The sequence below is a fragment of the Leifsonia poae genome (assembly GCF_050632195.1).
Taxonomy (GTDB): Bacteria; Actinomycetota; Actinomycetes; order Actinomycetales; family Microbacteriaceae; genus Leifsonia; species Leifsonia poae_C.
Genome location: NZ_CP192580.1, coordinates 153,664 through 166,280 on the forward strand (window position 1 = coordinate 153,664; position 12,617 = coordinate 166,280).

At 68.0% G+C, this 12,617-nt stretch carries 15 protein-coding genes and 1 pseudogene; 9 read left to right on the top strand and 7 right to left on the bottom strand.

Features of this window, described 5'->3' with window-relative positions:
• Positions 1-6: 6 nt before the first annotated feature.
• Genes ACQ86A_RS00840 through ACQ86A_RS00855 form a run of 4 tightly spaced genes read right to left on the bottom strand, consistent with a single transcriptional unit; the run spans position 7 to position 3,626 of the window.
• Positions 7-540 (bottom strand): FliO/MopB family protein, encoded by a 534-nt coding sequence (locus ACQ86A_RS00840; RefSeq protein WP_431278763.1) that lies wholly within the window; start codon positions 538-540, stop codon positions 7-9.
• 8 nt (positions 541-548) lie between these two features.
• On the bottom strand, positions 549-1,280 hold the full coding sequence (gene fliN / locus ACQ86A_RS00845; protein WP_431278764.1) for a flagellar motor switch protein FliN: 732 nt from the start codon (positions 1,278-1,280) through the stop codon (positions 549-551).
• A gap of 1 nt (position 1,281) precedes the next feature.
• Positions 1,282-2,163, bottom strand: coding sequence for a flagellar motor switch protein FliM (locus ACQ86A_RS00850; protein WP_431278765.1), 882 nt, complete (start codon positions 2,161-2,163; stop codon positions 1,282-1,284).
• Between the two features lie 32 nt (positions 2,164-2,195).
• Positions 2,196-3,626: an MDR family MFS transporter gene (locus ACQ86A_RS00855; RefSeq protein WP_431278766.1), complete on the bottom strand. Its 1,431-nt coding sequence runs from the start codon at positions 3,624-3,626 to the stop codon at positions 2,196-2,198.
• Between the two features lie 66 nt (positions 3,627-3,692).
• Here ACQ86A_RS00855 and ACQ86A_RS00860 point away from each other — a divergent pair, with 66 nt between their 5' ends.
• The 4 genes and pseudogenes from ACQ86A_RS00860 to ACQ86A_RS00875 all read left to right on the top strand — a co-directional run bounded on the left by ACQ86A_RS00860 (position 3,693) and on the right by ACQ86A_RS00875 (position 6,546).
• The gene (locus tag ACQ86A_RS00860) at positions 3,693-4,319 is read left to right on the top strand and encodes a TetR/AcrR family transcriptional regulator (protein WP_431278767.1); all 627 of its coding nucleotides are present in this window, start codon (positions 3,693-3,695) and stop codon (positions 4,317-4,319) included.
• 252 nt (positions 4,320-4,571) lie between these two features.
• On the top strand, positions 4,572-4,916 hold the full coding sequence (locus tag ACQ86A_RS00865; protein WP_431278768.1) for a flagellar FlbD family protein: 345 nt from the start codon (positions 4,572-4,574) through the stop codon (positions 4,914-4,916).
• Positions 4,917-5,728 (top strand): annotated as a pseudogene (locus tag ACQ86A_RS00870) (motility protein A).
• Positions 5,729-5,730: 2 nt separating this feature from the next.
• A complete protein-coding gene (locus tag ACQ86A_RS00875; RefSeq protein WP_431278769.1) occupies positions 5,731-6,546 on the top strand; it encodes an OmpA/MotB family protein in 816 nt (271 codons plus the stop codon).
• Here the strand turns inward: ACQ86A_RS00875 and ACQ86A_RS00880 are convergent.
• Positions 6,543-7,292 (bottom strand): ABC transporter permease, encoded by a 750-nt coding sequence (locus ACQ86A_RS00880; protein WP_431278770.1) that lies wholly within the window; start codon positions 7,290-7,292, stop codon positions 6,543-6,545. The two genes, ACQ86A_RS00875 and ACQ86A_RS00880, sit on opposite strands and share 4 nt — an antisense overlap.
• Before the next feature lie 43 nt (positions 7,293-7,335).
• Between ACQ86A_RS00880 and ACQ86A_RS00885 the strand changes: the two genes are divergently transcribed.
• Positions 7,336-8,139 carry an MBL fold metallo-hydrolase gene (locus ACQ86A_RS00885; protein WP_431278771.1) on the top strand — a complete coding sequence of 268 codons (804 nt, stop codon included), beginning with the start codon at positions 7,336-7,338 and terminating at the stop codon, positions 8,137-8,139.
• 27 nt (positions 8,140-8,166) lie between these two features.
• Here ACQ86A_RS00885 and ACQ86A_RS00890 read toward each other — a convergent pair whose 3' ends face one another.
• Positions 8,167-9,651: an MFS transporter gene (locus ACQ86A_RS00890; protein WP_431278772.1), complete on the bottom strand. Its 1,485-nt coding sequence runs from the start codon at positions 9,649-9,651 to the stop codon at positions 8,167-8,169.
• Positions 9,652-9,790: 139 nt separating this feature from the next.
• Here ACQ86A_RS00890 and ACQ86A_RS00895 point away from each other — a divergent pair, with 139 nt between their 5' ends.
• From ACQ86A_RS00895 to ACQ86A_RS00905, 3 genes are all read left to right on the top strand, one after another.
• Entirely contained in the window at positions 9,791-10,357 is a 567-nt protein-coding gene (locus tag ACQ86A_RS00895; protein WP_431278773.1) for a TetR/AcrR family transcriptional regulator, read from the top strand.
• 130 nt (positions 10,358-10,487) lie between these two features.
• Positions 10,488-11,108, top strand: coding sequence for a GNAT family N-acetyltransferase (locus ACQ86A_RS00900; RefSeq protein ID WP_431278774.1), 621 nt, complete (start codon positions 10,488-10,490; stop codon positions 11,106-11,108).
• Positions 11,105-11,587 (top strand): hypothetical protein, encoded by a 483-nt coding sequence (locus ACQ86A_RS00905; RefSeq protein WP_431278775.1) that lies wholly within the window; start codon positions 11,105-11,107, stop codon positions 11,585-11,587. The genes ACQ86A_RS00900 and ACQ86A_RS00905 overlap by 4 nt, the downstream gene beginning before the upstream one ends.
• Here ACQ86A_RS00905 and ACQ86A_RS00910 read toward each other — a convergent pair.
• Positions 11,535-11,957, bottom strand: coding sequence for an ArsR/SmtB family transcription factor (locus tag ACQ86A_RS00910; RefSeq protein ID WP_431278776.1), 423 nt, complete (start codon positions 11,955-11,957; stop codon positions 11,535-11,537). The two genes, ACQ86A_RS00905 and ACQ86A_RS00910, sit on opposite strands and share 53 nt — an antisense overlap.
• A 233-nt stretch (positions 11,958-12,190) precedes the next feature.
• Here ACQ86A_RS00910 and ACQ86A_RS00915 point away from each other — a divergent pair, with 233 nt between their 5' ends.
• Positions 12,191-12,601 carry an arsenate reductase ArsC gene (locus tag ACQ86A_RS00915; protein WP_431278777.1) on the top strand — a complete coding sequence of 137 codons (411 nt, stop codon included), beginning with the start codon at positions 12,191-12,193 and terminating at the stop codon, positions 12,599-12,601.
• Positions 12,602-12,617 lie beyond the last annotated feature (16 nt).

Below are 12,617 nucleotides of genomic sequence, written 5' to 3' on the forward strand. Positions count from 1 at the left end.
TGCCCCTCACTTTCGGGGCCGCACCGCCGAGCTCGCCTGTCTCCACGTTGCCGGTGACAGGATCGAGCCCTTGAGGGCCTCGTCGAAAACGGATGCGCGTTGCTGCGCATTCAGATATTCGGCATCCTGCCTTGGTCGTTCATCGCTCGACGCATCCTGCGTCGGCGTTCGGTTCTCGTTCTCCGTCGTTGTCGTGCTGGTTCGCTCGATCGGCTTTGCGAACGTCTTACGAACCGGGTTCAGGCGTGTGACCTCGGCCTCGAGGTCGATCGGACGCTCCCCCGAGTGCAGCACGTTGACCGCGCGCTCGGTGACGCCGAGCACGAACCGGGTGCCGTCGACATCCACGACGACCACCGACGCCTTCGAGCCGACGCCCTGCCGGCCCACCACCGTCACGGCGTTCCCGCGACGCACACGGCCACCCCGGCCGCTCGTGCCGCTCTTGCCCTTGGTCAGCCGTCGCTGCACGTACCACAGCAGCGTGACGATGACCCCGAGCACGACGAGTACTCGAAGGGCGATGAAAACGGTGTCCACGGTTCGAATCAGTCCAGATCTTCAGCGGCGTCGAGGATCTTGGTGATGCGCACGGCGTAGTCCTGGTCGACGACCACGATCTCGCCGTGGGCGATCAGGCGCCCGTTCAGCAGCACGTCGGCCGGCGATCCTGCGGAGCGGTCGAGCTCGATCACGGCGCCGGGTTCCAGCGCGAGCACCTCGCGCACGGGCATCCGAGTGCGGCCGATCTCGACCGTCAGTGCCATCTCGACGTTGCTGATGCGGCCGAGCTTGCCGGCGTACGAGCCGATCGGCCCGCGCGCGTCTGCAGCACTCTGACGGATGCGCACGGCGAACCAGCCCGCGATCCCCGACGGGCCGGCGAGCTCGAAGACGACGGTCTCGCGGTCGGCGAAGAGGTCGGAGGCGTCTTCGACGCGGGCGTCGTCCAGCACGCCGGCGCCGAAGGTGTCGCTGGCGGCCTCGAGGGCGGGCTGCAGCACATCCTGAACTGCGACGACAGGCGAGGCCTCTGCGGCCTCGTCGACGAGCTGCGGGACATCCGGAAGCACCACGGCCAGATCGGCCGAGACAGCGCCGACGAACGTGGCGACCACGGCCTGCGAGGTGGCGCCGACGAAGCCGCCGGTCGTGTGCAGACGCGGGGTGAGGGATGCGCCGGTCGGCAGCACCCCGGTCAGCGCGCGCGCAGCGGCGAGCGCAAGGGTCGCCGGGTCGATGCGGGAATCGGTTGCCGTACTCGTTGCGGTGTTACTCATCTCAGTCCTCTGTTCTCACGATCACACAGGCGAGGCGTGACCCACTGGCCCCGAGCGCTGCCTCGCCGATGGGCTGTCCGCCGACGGCCAGGTCGAACGGCCGGTGCTGCGGATGCGGGAGCGGCAGCAGGTCGCCCACCGCAAGTCCCAGAACGACGCTCGGTCGCACGTGCGCGGGCGCCAGCCGCAGCGACACCTCGACCGGAACGTGCGCCAGTTGCGCGTCGACCAGCTCGCGGGCGTTCTCGGTGCTGCTGGTCGGGTTGGTCTCACCCAGCTGCGGAAGCAGCACGGATGCGGGAAGTGCGAGCGTGGCGGTCGAGGCGTTCTCGCCCACACGCAGGCTGAAGCCGGCGACGATCATCAGCTCGGCCGTCGCTGCCGCCTGGGCGAACTGCGAGTTGTATTGGATCGCGTCGACGGCGATGGGCGTGACCAGCAGCGAGCCGAGCGAGTACCGCAGGTCTTCGAGAGCGTCGTCCATCAGGCGCCGCACGAGCGCATGCTCGATCTGCGTGAAGGTGCGCTCCTCGGTCGTCGGGGTGCCCTGTCCGCCGAGCATCGCGTTCACCCACGACAGCGCGGCGGTCGTCGGAAACTGGATGACACCCTTCGGCGCAATGCCGTCGAGCTCGCACAGCACCATCGAGGTGGTCGGCGGCAGCGAGGCGGCGTACTCGTCGTAGGTCTGCATCGCGACCGCGTCGCAGGTCACCTGGCTGAGCACGCGCACCTTCGCGGTGAGCTGCGTGGCCCACTGACGGGCGAACGTCTCGAACGCGAGCTCGAGCACGCGCGAGTGCTCGCGAGCGAGGGTCGTCGGCCGGCGAAAGTCGTACACCAGTGCCGCGGCGGCGTCGGAGTCGGCTTGCAGGATGGTCACGGACGCGACTATCGGCCGACCCGCGCCACCCGTTAGGCGCTTGTCGCTTCGACCTTCTGAGGTTCCTCCTCGACCGCCTTCGGACGGCCCGGGAGCAGGAGCGAGAGCACGATCGCGACCACAGTGAAACCGACCGCCCACCAGAATGCCTGGTCGAACGCATCCGCTATCCCTGCGAGTCCATGAGCGCCGACCGCTGCCCCCTGCAAGATCACCGCGAGCAGCGCGACACCGAACGAGCCGCCGATCTGCGTCGCGATCCGGGTCAGGATGCTCGCGTGCGGCACCGCCGACCGCTCCAGGCCCATGAACGCCGCCGTCATCAGCGGTATGGTGACGGCGCCGAGGCCGAACCCGCGCACCAGGAGGGCTGCCATGAGCAGCCACACGTTCGTCGTCGGCGTCGCGAACGCGAAGGGAACCGTGGCCAGCCCGACGATCGCGAACCCGACCACGGAGACCCAGCGGGCGCCGATCCTGTCGGTGAGCCGTCCGGCCAGCGTTCGGCTGAGGAGCGTGCCGATGCCTTGCGGCACGAGGAGCAGGCCGGCGCCCAGCGCATCCTGACCCCGCACCTCCTGCCAGTAGAGCGGGAGCAGCAGCATCGCTCCATAGAGGGAGGCGCCGGACAGGAAGAGGAGGGCTGAGGCCGAGGCGACCGGGCGACGCGAGAGCAGCCGCAGGTCGACCAGTGCGCGCTCGCCCTTGCGCATCCCCTCGATGACGAACCCGGCGAGAAGCACCAGGCCTGCGATGAGCGGGATCAGCACGTCGGCGCGTGCGAATCCCCCGTCCCGGCCCACATTCGACAGCCCGTACAGGATGCCGACCATCGCCGGCGAGAGCAGCAGCAGTCCCAGCACATCGAGTCGCGACCGCTTCGCGGATTCGTCCTTCGGCAGCATTCGGGCCGCGAGCACGATCCCGACGACGCAGAACGGCACGTTCGCCCAGAACAGCCACTGCCACGGCAGGGTGTTCAGGATCAGGCCGCCCAGCACCGGACCGAGGATCGGCCCGAGCACGGCGGGCAGGCTGACGACCGACATCATGCGCCCGAGGCTCCGCCCGCCCGCCGCCTGCATGACGAGGGTCGAGAGCAGCGGGAGCATGATGCCGCCACCGATGCCCTGCACGACCCGGAAGGTGATCAAGCTCGGCGCATCCCAGGCCAAGCTGCAGAGTACGGAGCCGAGCAAGAAGATCGAGAGCGCCGCGATCCACAGTCGCTTGCCGCCGAACCGTTGCTGAGCCCAGCCCACGATCGGGATGGTCACGCCCAGCGCGAGCAGGTATCCGGTGCTCACCCACTGAATCGTGTCGACGGATGCGTGCAGCTCGGTCGCGAGGGTATGCAGCGCGACGCTCACGATCGTCGTATCGAACACGACGGCCATCGCGCCGACCAGCAGCACGATCGCGATCCTCATCACGCCGGGATCAAGGCGGTCCTTCTCGGTCATCATCTTCCTTTAGGTACGTTGCTGTATCTTAAGTGCGAGCGTAGACCGGTGCGATAGGATACGCAAGTGGATCTTGTTCGAGACGCCTCCGAGGAACCTGCCGCCGAGGCCGCTGCTTCCGAGCCCGTTCGCCGACGGCGCGGCGAGGTCTTGGAGGCCGCCCTCCTCGACGCCGCCTGGGACGAGCTCGTCGACGCCGGGTACAGCGCGTTCACGATCGACGCCGTGGCCACCCGCGCGGGAACGAGCCGGCCCGTCGTCTACCGCCGCTGGGCGACCAAGCAGGAGCTCGTGCTCGCGGCCATCCGTCGCTCCGGCGTGCGCGACCAGCGCCCGGTCCCCGACACCGGGACACTGCGCGGCGACGTCATCGCCCTACTCGTGCAAGCCAACGAGTCGCGCCTCGCCGTCGCGGCCGTGCTGAGCGTCCGTCTCGGCGCGTACTACGAGGAGACCGGCACCGCGCCGGCCGACCTGCGCGACGTCATCCTCGGCGATCGCACCAGCCCGACCAAGATCATCCTGGACCGGGCGGTGGCGCGCGGCGAGATCGACCCAGCCAAGCTCACCCCGCGTATCACGAGCCTGCCGTTCGACCTCGTGCGCCAGGAGTTCATGATGACGCTGCGTCCCATCCCCGTCCGCGACATCGAAGAGATCGTCGACACGATCTACCTCCCCCTCCTCCGCTAACGCCGCCCCCGCGCATCCCGCCCTCCCCGCCGTCCGATCGTGCGAAAAGTGCGGTTGCGAGGGCCCGAACCGCACTTTTCGCACGACTCCACAGGCCGCCCTCTCCACAGGGGCGACACGGCGGCTCAGGATGCGGCGCAGCAGCGACGCGCATCGCCGCAGAAACGCAGGCGTTCAGGCTTACGGCACGGCACTCCCGGCCGATAGTGCTCCTGTGACGGCTCACCCGGGGCCGGGACCAGGATTTGCGCCATGATCGTCGTCACACGGTTGAACGATAGCCAGTTTGCGGTCAACCCTGACCTCATCGAGCGCATCCACGCCAGCCCCGACACCACCCTCGTGATGGTCGACGGAGCCAAGTTCATCGTCACCGAGAGCATGGCCGAGGTGATCGAGAAGATCGCCGCATACCGCGCCCGAGTGATCGCTCTGGCCCACGACCTGCCGATGGCCGGTCCGACCCGCGCGAACGGCTCGCCCCAGCTCGGCCTGGTGCCGCCCGCCGGATCCATCGACGACGCGGACGGGGGCGACGAGGGCGCACCGCGCACCGACCCCCTCCATGCCGTTCCCCTGCGAGCAAGGAAGAAGTAGATGGATCCCGCAACCATAATCGGCATCGTCCTGGCGTTCGGCTCTGTCGTCGCCATGGTGACGATGGAGGGCGCCAGCCTGAGCGCCCTCGTGCTGCCCGCACCCATGATCTTGGTGTTCGGTGCGACGATCGCCGTGGGCATCGCGAGCGGCACCATCAAGGACTTCTTCGTCGCGATGAAGGCTCTGCCCGGCGCGTTCCGCGGCAAGGTCGAACCCCCGAGCGCGTGATCGAGCAGGTCGTCGGGCTCGCCGAGAAGGCCCGCGCGAACGGACTCCTTGCGATGGAGCAGGAGGCGGACATCGTCACCGATCCCTTCCTCAAACGCGCCCTGCAGAACATCGCTGACGGCACCGATGGGGATGAGCTGCGCATCCTGCTCGAAGACGAGATCGCCACGCGCTCGAAGAAGGACCGCGTCGCCGCCAAGTTCTTCTCCGCGATGGGCGGATACGCGCCCACGATCGGCATCATCGGCACCGTGGTCTCTCTCACGCATGTGCTCGAGAACCTCGCCGATCCCGGCCACCTCGGCCCCCTGATCGCGAGCGCTTTCGTCGCCACACTCTGGGGCCTCCTCTCTGCCAACTTCCTCTGGCTTCCCCTCGGCGCGCGTCTGCGCCGCCTCGCCGACCTCGAGGTCGATCGCATGACGCTCCTGATGGAGGGCGTGCTCGCCGTCCAGGCCGGCAGTCAGCCGCGTCTGCTCAGTGAGCGTCTGCGGGCCATGGTTCCGGATGCCGGCCCAGCCAAGGCGGATAAGGCCAAGGCCGACAAGGGCAAAGCTGACAAGCTCAAGGAAGCCGCTTAGCAATGAGCGCCAAACGGCGACGCCGGCATGAGCCGGAGGAGGAGCACGAGAACGAAGAGCGCTGGATGGCCTCTTACATGGACATGGTCACCGTGCTCATGTGCATGTTCATCGTGCTCTTCGCCATGTCGACCGTCGACCAGAAGAAGTTCGCGGAGCTGAAGGACTCGCTCGCCACCGGATTCGGTCAGGTCAAGTCGCAGAAGGTCGACACGGCCGTCGGTGTGATCGTCCCGCCGAAACAGGTCGACGAGCAGGGCAAGCACACCGATCTCTCCCTCGCGCAGGTCGAGGCGGACAATCTCAAAGCGCTGCGGGACCGCATCCTGACCGCCCTCGGCAAAGACGGGCTTCAGGATGCGGTGACCATGAAGATCGACGAGCGCGGGCTCACCATCGGCCTTGTCGGCAACGAGACGTTCTTCGCGTCGAACCGCGCCGAGCTGAGCGCTACCGCGACGAAGGTGCTGAGCGACATCGGCCCCCTGCTCGCACCCACGCCGTACCAGGTGTCGGTGGAGGGTCACGCCGACTTCCGCCAGCCGGGAGCGCCGTATCCGACCAACTGGGAGTTGTCCGCGGGCCGTGCGACAGCGGTGCTGCGCCACCTCGTCGAGGTCGACACGTTCCCCCAGGAGCGCATCGCCGCCGTCAGCTTCGGCTCGGCGAGGCCGCTCGCGACGGCCACCGGTGCCACCGACCAGGACCTCGCCGCCAACCGGCGCGTGGACGTGGTCGTGCTGTCGAACCAGCCAGACAAGGTTCGCGCGCTGATCCCTCAGGCGCTGACAGGGACCACCGCAACCTCTGCAGGCTAGGTCAGCCGGGCGGGCCGCTGCCGAACCGGCGCCAGCCATGCCGCCACGATCACTGCGGTGATCGCGCCGGCCGCCATGATCCCCGCGAGCACGACCACCTGGAAACGCCCCGCCTCAAGCGGTGAGACGCCACCGAAGATCGCGCCGACGAACGCTCCCGGCAGGGTCACGAGCCCCGTCGTCTTCGTCTGGTCGACCGACGGGATGAGCGCGCCGTAGATCGCGTTCCTTGTCAGTTCGAGGGTCGAGACGCGCGGGGTCGCCCCGAGCGCCAGCCACCCCTCGACCTCGTCCCAGTGGTCGTTCACCCCTTCGGTGAACCGCCGACCCGTCAGGGTCGCGATGCTCATCGAGTTGCCGATGATGATGCCGCCGATGGCGAGCACGTAGCGCGGCGAGAACTCGATCGCTCCGCTGACGAACACGATCCCGAGAGTCACGGTGATGCCGAGCGCCATCGCCGCAGCCATCATCAGCGCGTGGTCCAGCGACCAACCGATCCGGTGGGTCGCCGTGCCGGCGGCCACGCAGAACATGACCGCGAGGGCGAGCCCGACCCAAACCGGGCTCGTGATCACGCCGGACAGGATGACGCTGATCACGGCGAGCTGCAGGGCACCTCGAAGGATGGCGAGCAAGGGTGCCCAACGGTGCGGAACGCCGTAGGCGGCGAGCACCGCGGTCGCGAGCGCGGCCAACAGAAGCACGCCGATGAGCGTCGGGCCCAGTTCGCTGAGAATCGGCATACGCCGAGCCTATTCGCGCGGGGATGGTGGCAGGATCGGGCCCGTGCCCATCGATCCTGTGCCCAGTGAAACCGTGCCTGCCGAACGAGTTCGGGTCCGCCTCATCGGCGGCCCGACCGCGTTGATCGAACTGGGCGGATTGCGCATCCTCACCGACCCCACATTCGATCCTCCCGGCGACCATCCGAGTGGCCCGCGCGTGCTGGTCAAGACCGTCGGTCCGGCCGTGACACCCGAGGAGTTGGGACCGGTGGATGTGGTGCTGCTGTCGCACGACCAGCATCCTGACAACCTCGACGTCGCCGGGCGGGAGTTCTTGCCGTCGGTGCCCTTGGTGGTCACGACGACCCTCGCCGCCGATCGTTTGGGCGGCACCACGACCGGCCTCGAACCGTGGCATCACCTCGACATCGACCGCCCCGACGGTTTACGGATGCGCATCTCGGCCGTTCCCGCACAGCACGGCCCCGATGGCGCCGACGCCTCATCGGGCCCGGTGATCGGCTTCGTGCTCTCGGGCGACGACATCCCGACCGTCTACGTCAGCGGGGACAACGTCTCACTGCGGGTCGTCGAGGAGGTCGAGTTGAATGCAGGTCCGATCGACATCGCGCTCCTCTTCGCCGGAGCCGCCCGCACCGCCAGGCTCGACGCGTACCTGACGCTGACGAGCAGACTGGCCGCACGGGCGGCTGCGATCCTGGATGCGCGGGCGATCATCCCGGTGCACACCGAGGGCTGGGCGCATTTCACACAGGGACCCGAGACGCTCGCCGGCGCTTTCGCCGCCGAGGGCGTCTCGGATCGCCTGGTGCTTCTTGCGCCCGGGGCGAGCGTCACGCTCTGACGCATTGCGACCGGGCGGACGCGATGCTCAGGCGAGCACAGGCTCCGCTTCGGCCTCGGCGTCCGCCTCGACCTCGACCTCGCTCTCCGCGAACGGAGACTCGGCCGTTGTGACGACCTCAGCCGCCTGCTGCGTGCGCGGCTTGCGCGCCAGCACCACGGACAGCACGGTCACGGCGACCGCTCCGAGAGCCAGGATGCCGGCCGTCACGAAGCCGTCGGTGTAACCCGATTCCGCCGCGAGGCCATCGGCGCCGGTCGCTCCGGTGACCAGGGCGGTCATCACGGCCGCTCCGATCGCCGAACCGACGGTGCGGAGGTTCGTGTTCATCCCGCTCGCCACGCCGGTCTGCGTGGGCGGAACGCTCTGGACGACCACGCTGGAGATGGCCGCGTAGACGAGTCCGAGCCCGATTCCGAAGACCCCGGCCTCGAGCGAGACCTCGAGCAGCGTGGAGTGCCAGAGGCCGATGGCGACACTCGAGACCGCGATGATCGAGCTGGCGATGATGACCTGCATCCGGAACCCGATGAACCGGGCGAGCGGACCGCTGAGGAAGCCGGTGATCGCCATGGTCACGAGCATCGGAAGCATGAGCAGACCCGACTCCGAGACGGATGCGCCCAGCCCGTAGCCCGTCGAGGTCGGGATCTGAACGAATCGCGGGAAGAACGAGAACACGGCGAACATCGAAGCGCCGATGAAGACGGCGGCGGCGTTCATGGCCCACACTCCGGGCAGCCTCATCATGCGCATGTCGACCAACGGCTGCCGCGAGCGCAGTTCGACGACGATCCATCCGGCGAGGAGCAGACAGGCGGCCACGAACAGCCCGACGACGAGCGGTGATCCCCAGCCCCACTGGCTGCCTGTGCTGAGCGGGAGGAGCAGAGCGACAAGCCATCCGGAGAGCAGGATGGCGGCCCAGGGGTTCACCCCACCGGCCGCCCGGGTCTCCGACTCGGGGATGAAGATGCGCGCGAGAACCGCCGCGGTGACGGTGAAGACGACGGGAACGAGGAACAGGCCCCGCCAGCCGAGTACATCCGCGAGCGGCCCGGCAAGGACCGTTCCGAGACCGCTGCCGATCGCGATGATCGAGGCCAGCGCCCCGATGGCGGAGGGCAGCCGGTGCGCGGCGAACGCGTCGCGCACGATTCCGAACGCGAGCGGGAACATCGCACCGCCGACGCCCTGGATGACACGGGCGACGATGAGGACGCCGATGCTCGGGGCGAGGGCCGCGACGATCGAGCCGAGGGCGACGGCCAGCAGCGCCAGCACGAAGATGCGCCGTTTTCCGACCATGTCGCCGACGCGGCCGAGCAGTGGTGTGGCGACGGCGGCCGAGATGAGCCAGGCGGTCATCGTCCAGGTGGCTCCGGATGTGGTGGTGCCGAGATCCCGCTGGATCACGGGCAAGACGGGCACCACGAGCGATTGCAGAGTGGCGAAGGAGCCGACACTGAGCGCCAGGATGGCGAAAGTGCGGGCTGGATGGGATCGAGACATGGGAGATCTTTCCGTTCTCAGGGGTGTGCCGAACGAAAATCGGCTAGAATTGGAGGGAGGCTCCGATCGGAGGCATCCTCCGGTTAATAGATTAGCGGAGGGGCCTCCGGTACGCAAGTCTTTTCTCCGGAGGACCCTGATGACCGACACCGACATCCAGCTGATCGCGCACCGCCCACAGCGAGCCGACGCGCGCCGCAACTTCGACGCGCTGCTCGCAGCCGCGCGGGAGGCGTTCGCCGCCAACGGCAGCAGCGCATCCCTCGAAGACATCGCTCGCCGCGCCGGCGTGGGCATCGGCACGCTCTACCGCAACTTCCCCACTCGCGACGCGCTGATCGAGGCGGTCTACGTGGATGAGGTCGAGTCGGTCGTGCGCGCGGCGCACGAGGCCGAGTCCCTCGAGCCCTGGCAGGCGCTCACCACCTGGCTGCACCGCTTCGTGAGCTACATCGGCACCAAGCACGCCCTCCTCGACGGCCTCAACAAGGACTCCCCCGTGCTGCTCACCTGCCGCACGGCCATCTACGACGGCGGTGCTCCGCTGCTCGATCGGGCTCAGCGCGCGGGTGTCGTCCGCGACGACGTCGCCATCGACGACGTGGTGCGCATGGTCTCCGGCATCGCCGGGGTCGCCTTCGTCGACGACGCACAGCGTACGAAGGTCGTCGAGCTCGCGATCGACGGGCTGCGCGTCCGCGCCTGATCTCCACGGCGTGGTTATTGCGCCGCGGCAGACCCCTGTGGAACACTGTCACCCGTGATCTTCTAGCAGCGACTCCCATCCTCCCCACGCCGTGGGTGAGTCGATCGATCCTGCTCTCAGAAGGTTTCCCATGCTCTCTTCACGCAACAACACGTCTACTTCGACGTTCACCATCTCCCCGCTCACCGTCCCCGCCACCGTCGATTCACCGGACGCCGCCGATTTCATCGCCTTCACGGGGGTGAGAAGCGTTGTCGAATCCGAGCAGCGCGGCGGCGCCCCGGAGTACTTCACAGCCGCGGAATGGCTGCCCGCTTGGAAGGACAGCTCCGTTCGGATGATCGGGTTCGTCGCCAAGGTCGACGGTCAGGTCGTCGGCCGAGGCAATGTGGCACTGCCGAACGGTGCGGGCGAGTGCTGGTGCGCCGTATCCGTCCTCCCCGAGTTCCGGGGCCGGGGAATCGGCTCCGCCCTCTACGAGCGGCTCGAACAGGTGGCCCGGGACGAAGGACGTACGACCGTCCAGAATCAGACGACCTATCCTGCGGGCGTCGCTGGCGACAGCATCCCCGCTCCGACCGGCTTCGGATCGGTGCCGACAGACCTCGCCTCGACCCGCTTCCTGCAGTACTACGGATTCTCGCTCGAGCAGGTGGGTCGCTTGAGCGCCCTCCCCTGCCGGTCGATCCTGCAGTGTTCCCAGCGCGCCTCGCTGAGACGCTCGCCGCCGCAGCCGGGTATCGGACAGTGACTTGGGAGGGTCGCACGCCCGAGGAGTGGCTGGACGGCATGGCGCTCATGCGCACGCGGATGAGTACCGACACCCCGAACGCCGGTATCGAGCAGACCGAGGACGTCTGGACGGCCGACCGGATTCGCGAGTTCGACGACATCTGGGCGGAGAGTCCCCGCGGGGTACTCACCACGATCGTGCTCCACGACGCGAGCGGGAAAGTCGCCGGCTACACCGAACTCGGCGTGCCGGAAGAAGCCGGCCGACCCGCCGATCAGATGGACACGCTGGTGCTCTCCGACCATCGGGGCCATCGACTCGGGATGCTGCTGAAGCTGGTGAACCTGCGCGAGCTGTCCACGAGGTTCCCCGACAGCACCGTCGTCGAGACCATCAACGCCGAGGACAACCGCCACATGCTCGACGTCAACGAAGCCGTGGGGTTCATGCCCGTCGCGTACTCGGCCCGTTGGAAGAAGGAGATCGCGCGCGCCTGACGACGCTGGCGAAGGCGACGTCAGACGGTGGCGAGAAACGACGAGACCGTGTCGAGGAGCCCGGCACGATCCGGTAGTACGCCCAGGTGCCGCGCCTGCTGCGGCTGAGGTAGCCAGCCTCGACCAGGATCTTCAAATGGTGCGAGACCGTCGGCTGGGACAGTGCGAGGGGTTCGGTGAGGTCGCAAACGCAGGCCTCACCGTCCTCGTGCGCGGCGACCATCGAGAGCAGCCGGAGCCGCGCGGGATCGGCGAGGGCCTTCATGGCCTTGGCGACCGAGGTCGCGTTCTCCTGGCTGATCACTTCTTTGGTGATCGGCGCGCAGCAGGATTGCAGGTCGCGCAACGGGAGGAGCTCGGTCATCGCCATGCGTCGATTCTGCGCCATACATTGACAAACGTCAATGTATACGTTCATCCTGAGTTCATCGACAACCGTCGATGAAGAAGGGAGAATCATCATGGGATGCTGCGACACCGACGAGTGCCAGGTTTTGCCGGACGGCACCTGCGCGTCCGACTGCTGCTGACACCTTCCGGGCCGTCGCTCCGAGAGGGCGGCGGCCCACATCCCTCGACCCCGACCGCGACCCGGAGACCACGATGACCGACACCACCGACCCGACCGTCCTCTTCGTCTGCGTGCACAACGCGGGCCGTTCCCAGATGGCCGCCGGCTTCATGCGCGAGCTCTCGGGCGGCCGCGTCGATGTACTCTCCGCCGGCTCCGAGCCGAAGGACCAGATCAATCCGATCGCCGTCCAAGCGATGGCCGAGGTAGGCATCGACATCGCCGGCAACGACCCCAAGATCCTGACGACCGAGGCGGTCAAAGACTCGGACGTCGTGATCACCATGGGCTGCGGCGACACCTGCCCGATCTTCCCCGGCAAGCGCTACGAGGACTGGGAGCTTACCGATCCCGCCGGCCGCCCGATCGAAGAGGTCCGCCCCATCCGGGACGAGATCAAGCGACGCGTCCAGGACCTGCTCGCCGAGATCATCCCGCAGTAGCCGCGGCCGATAGGGC

Excerpts from the sequence above, each read along its gene's own strand:
- ACQ86A_RS00855 (WP_431278766.1), bottom strand. The coding sequence starts at position 3,626 with ATGACCGAGAAGGACCGCCTTGATCCCGGCGTGATGAGGATCGCGATC.
- ACQ86A_RS00895 (WP_431278773.1), top strand. The coding sequence starts at position 9,791 with ATGACCGACACCGACATCCAGCTGATCGCGCACCGCCCACAGCGAGCC.
- ACQ86A_RS00915 (WP_431278777.1), top strand. The coding sequence starts at position 12,191 with ATGACCGACACCACCGACCCGACCGTCCTCTTCGTCTGCGTGCACAAC.
- ACQ86A_RS00865 (WP_431278768.1), top strand. The coding sequence starts at position 4,572 with ATGATCGTCGTCACACGGTTGAACGATAGCCAGTTTGCGGTCAACCCT.
- ACQ86A_RS00875 (WP_431278769.1), top strand. The coding sequence starts at position 5,731 with ATGAGCGCCAAACGGCGACGCCGGCATGAGCCGGAGGAGGAGCACGAG.
- fliN (WP_431278764.1), bottom strand. The coding sequence starts at position 1,280 with ATGAGTAACACCGCAACGAGTACGGCAACCGATTCCCGCATCGACCCG.
- ACQ86A_RS00890 (WP_431278772.1), bottom strand. The coding sequence starts at position 9,651 with ATGTCTCGATCCCATCCAGCCCGCACTTTCGCCATCCTGGCGCTCAGT.
- ACQ86A_RS00880 (WP_431278770.1), bottom strand. The coding sequence starts at position 7,292 with ATGCCGATTCTCAGCGAACTGGGCCCGACGCTCATCGGCGTGCTTCTG.
- ACQ86A_RS00900 (WP_431278774.1), top strand. The coding sequence starts at position 10,488 with ATGCTCTCTTCACGCAACAACACGTCTACTTCGACGTTCACCATCTCC.
- ACQ86A_RS00910 (WP_431278776.1), bottom strand. The coding sequence starts at position 11,957 with ATGGCGATGACCGAGCTCCTCCCGTTGCGCGACCTGCAATCCTGCTGC.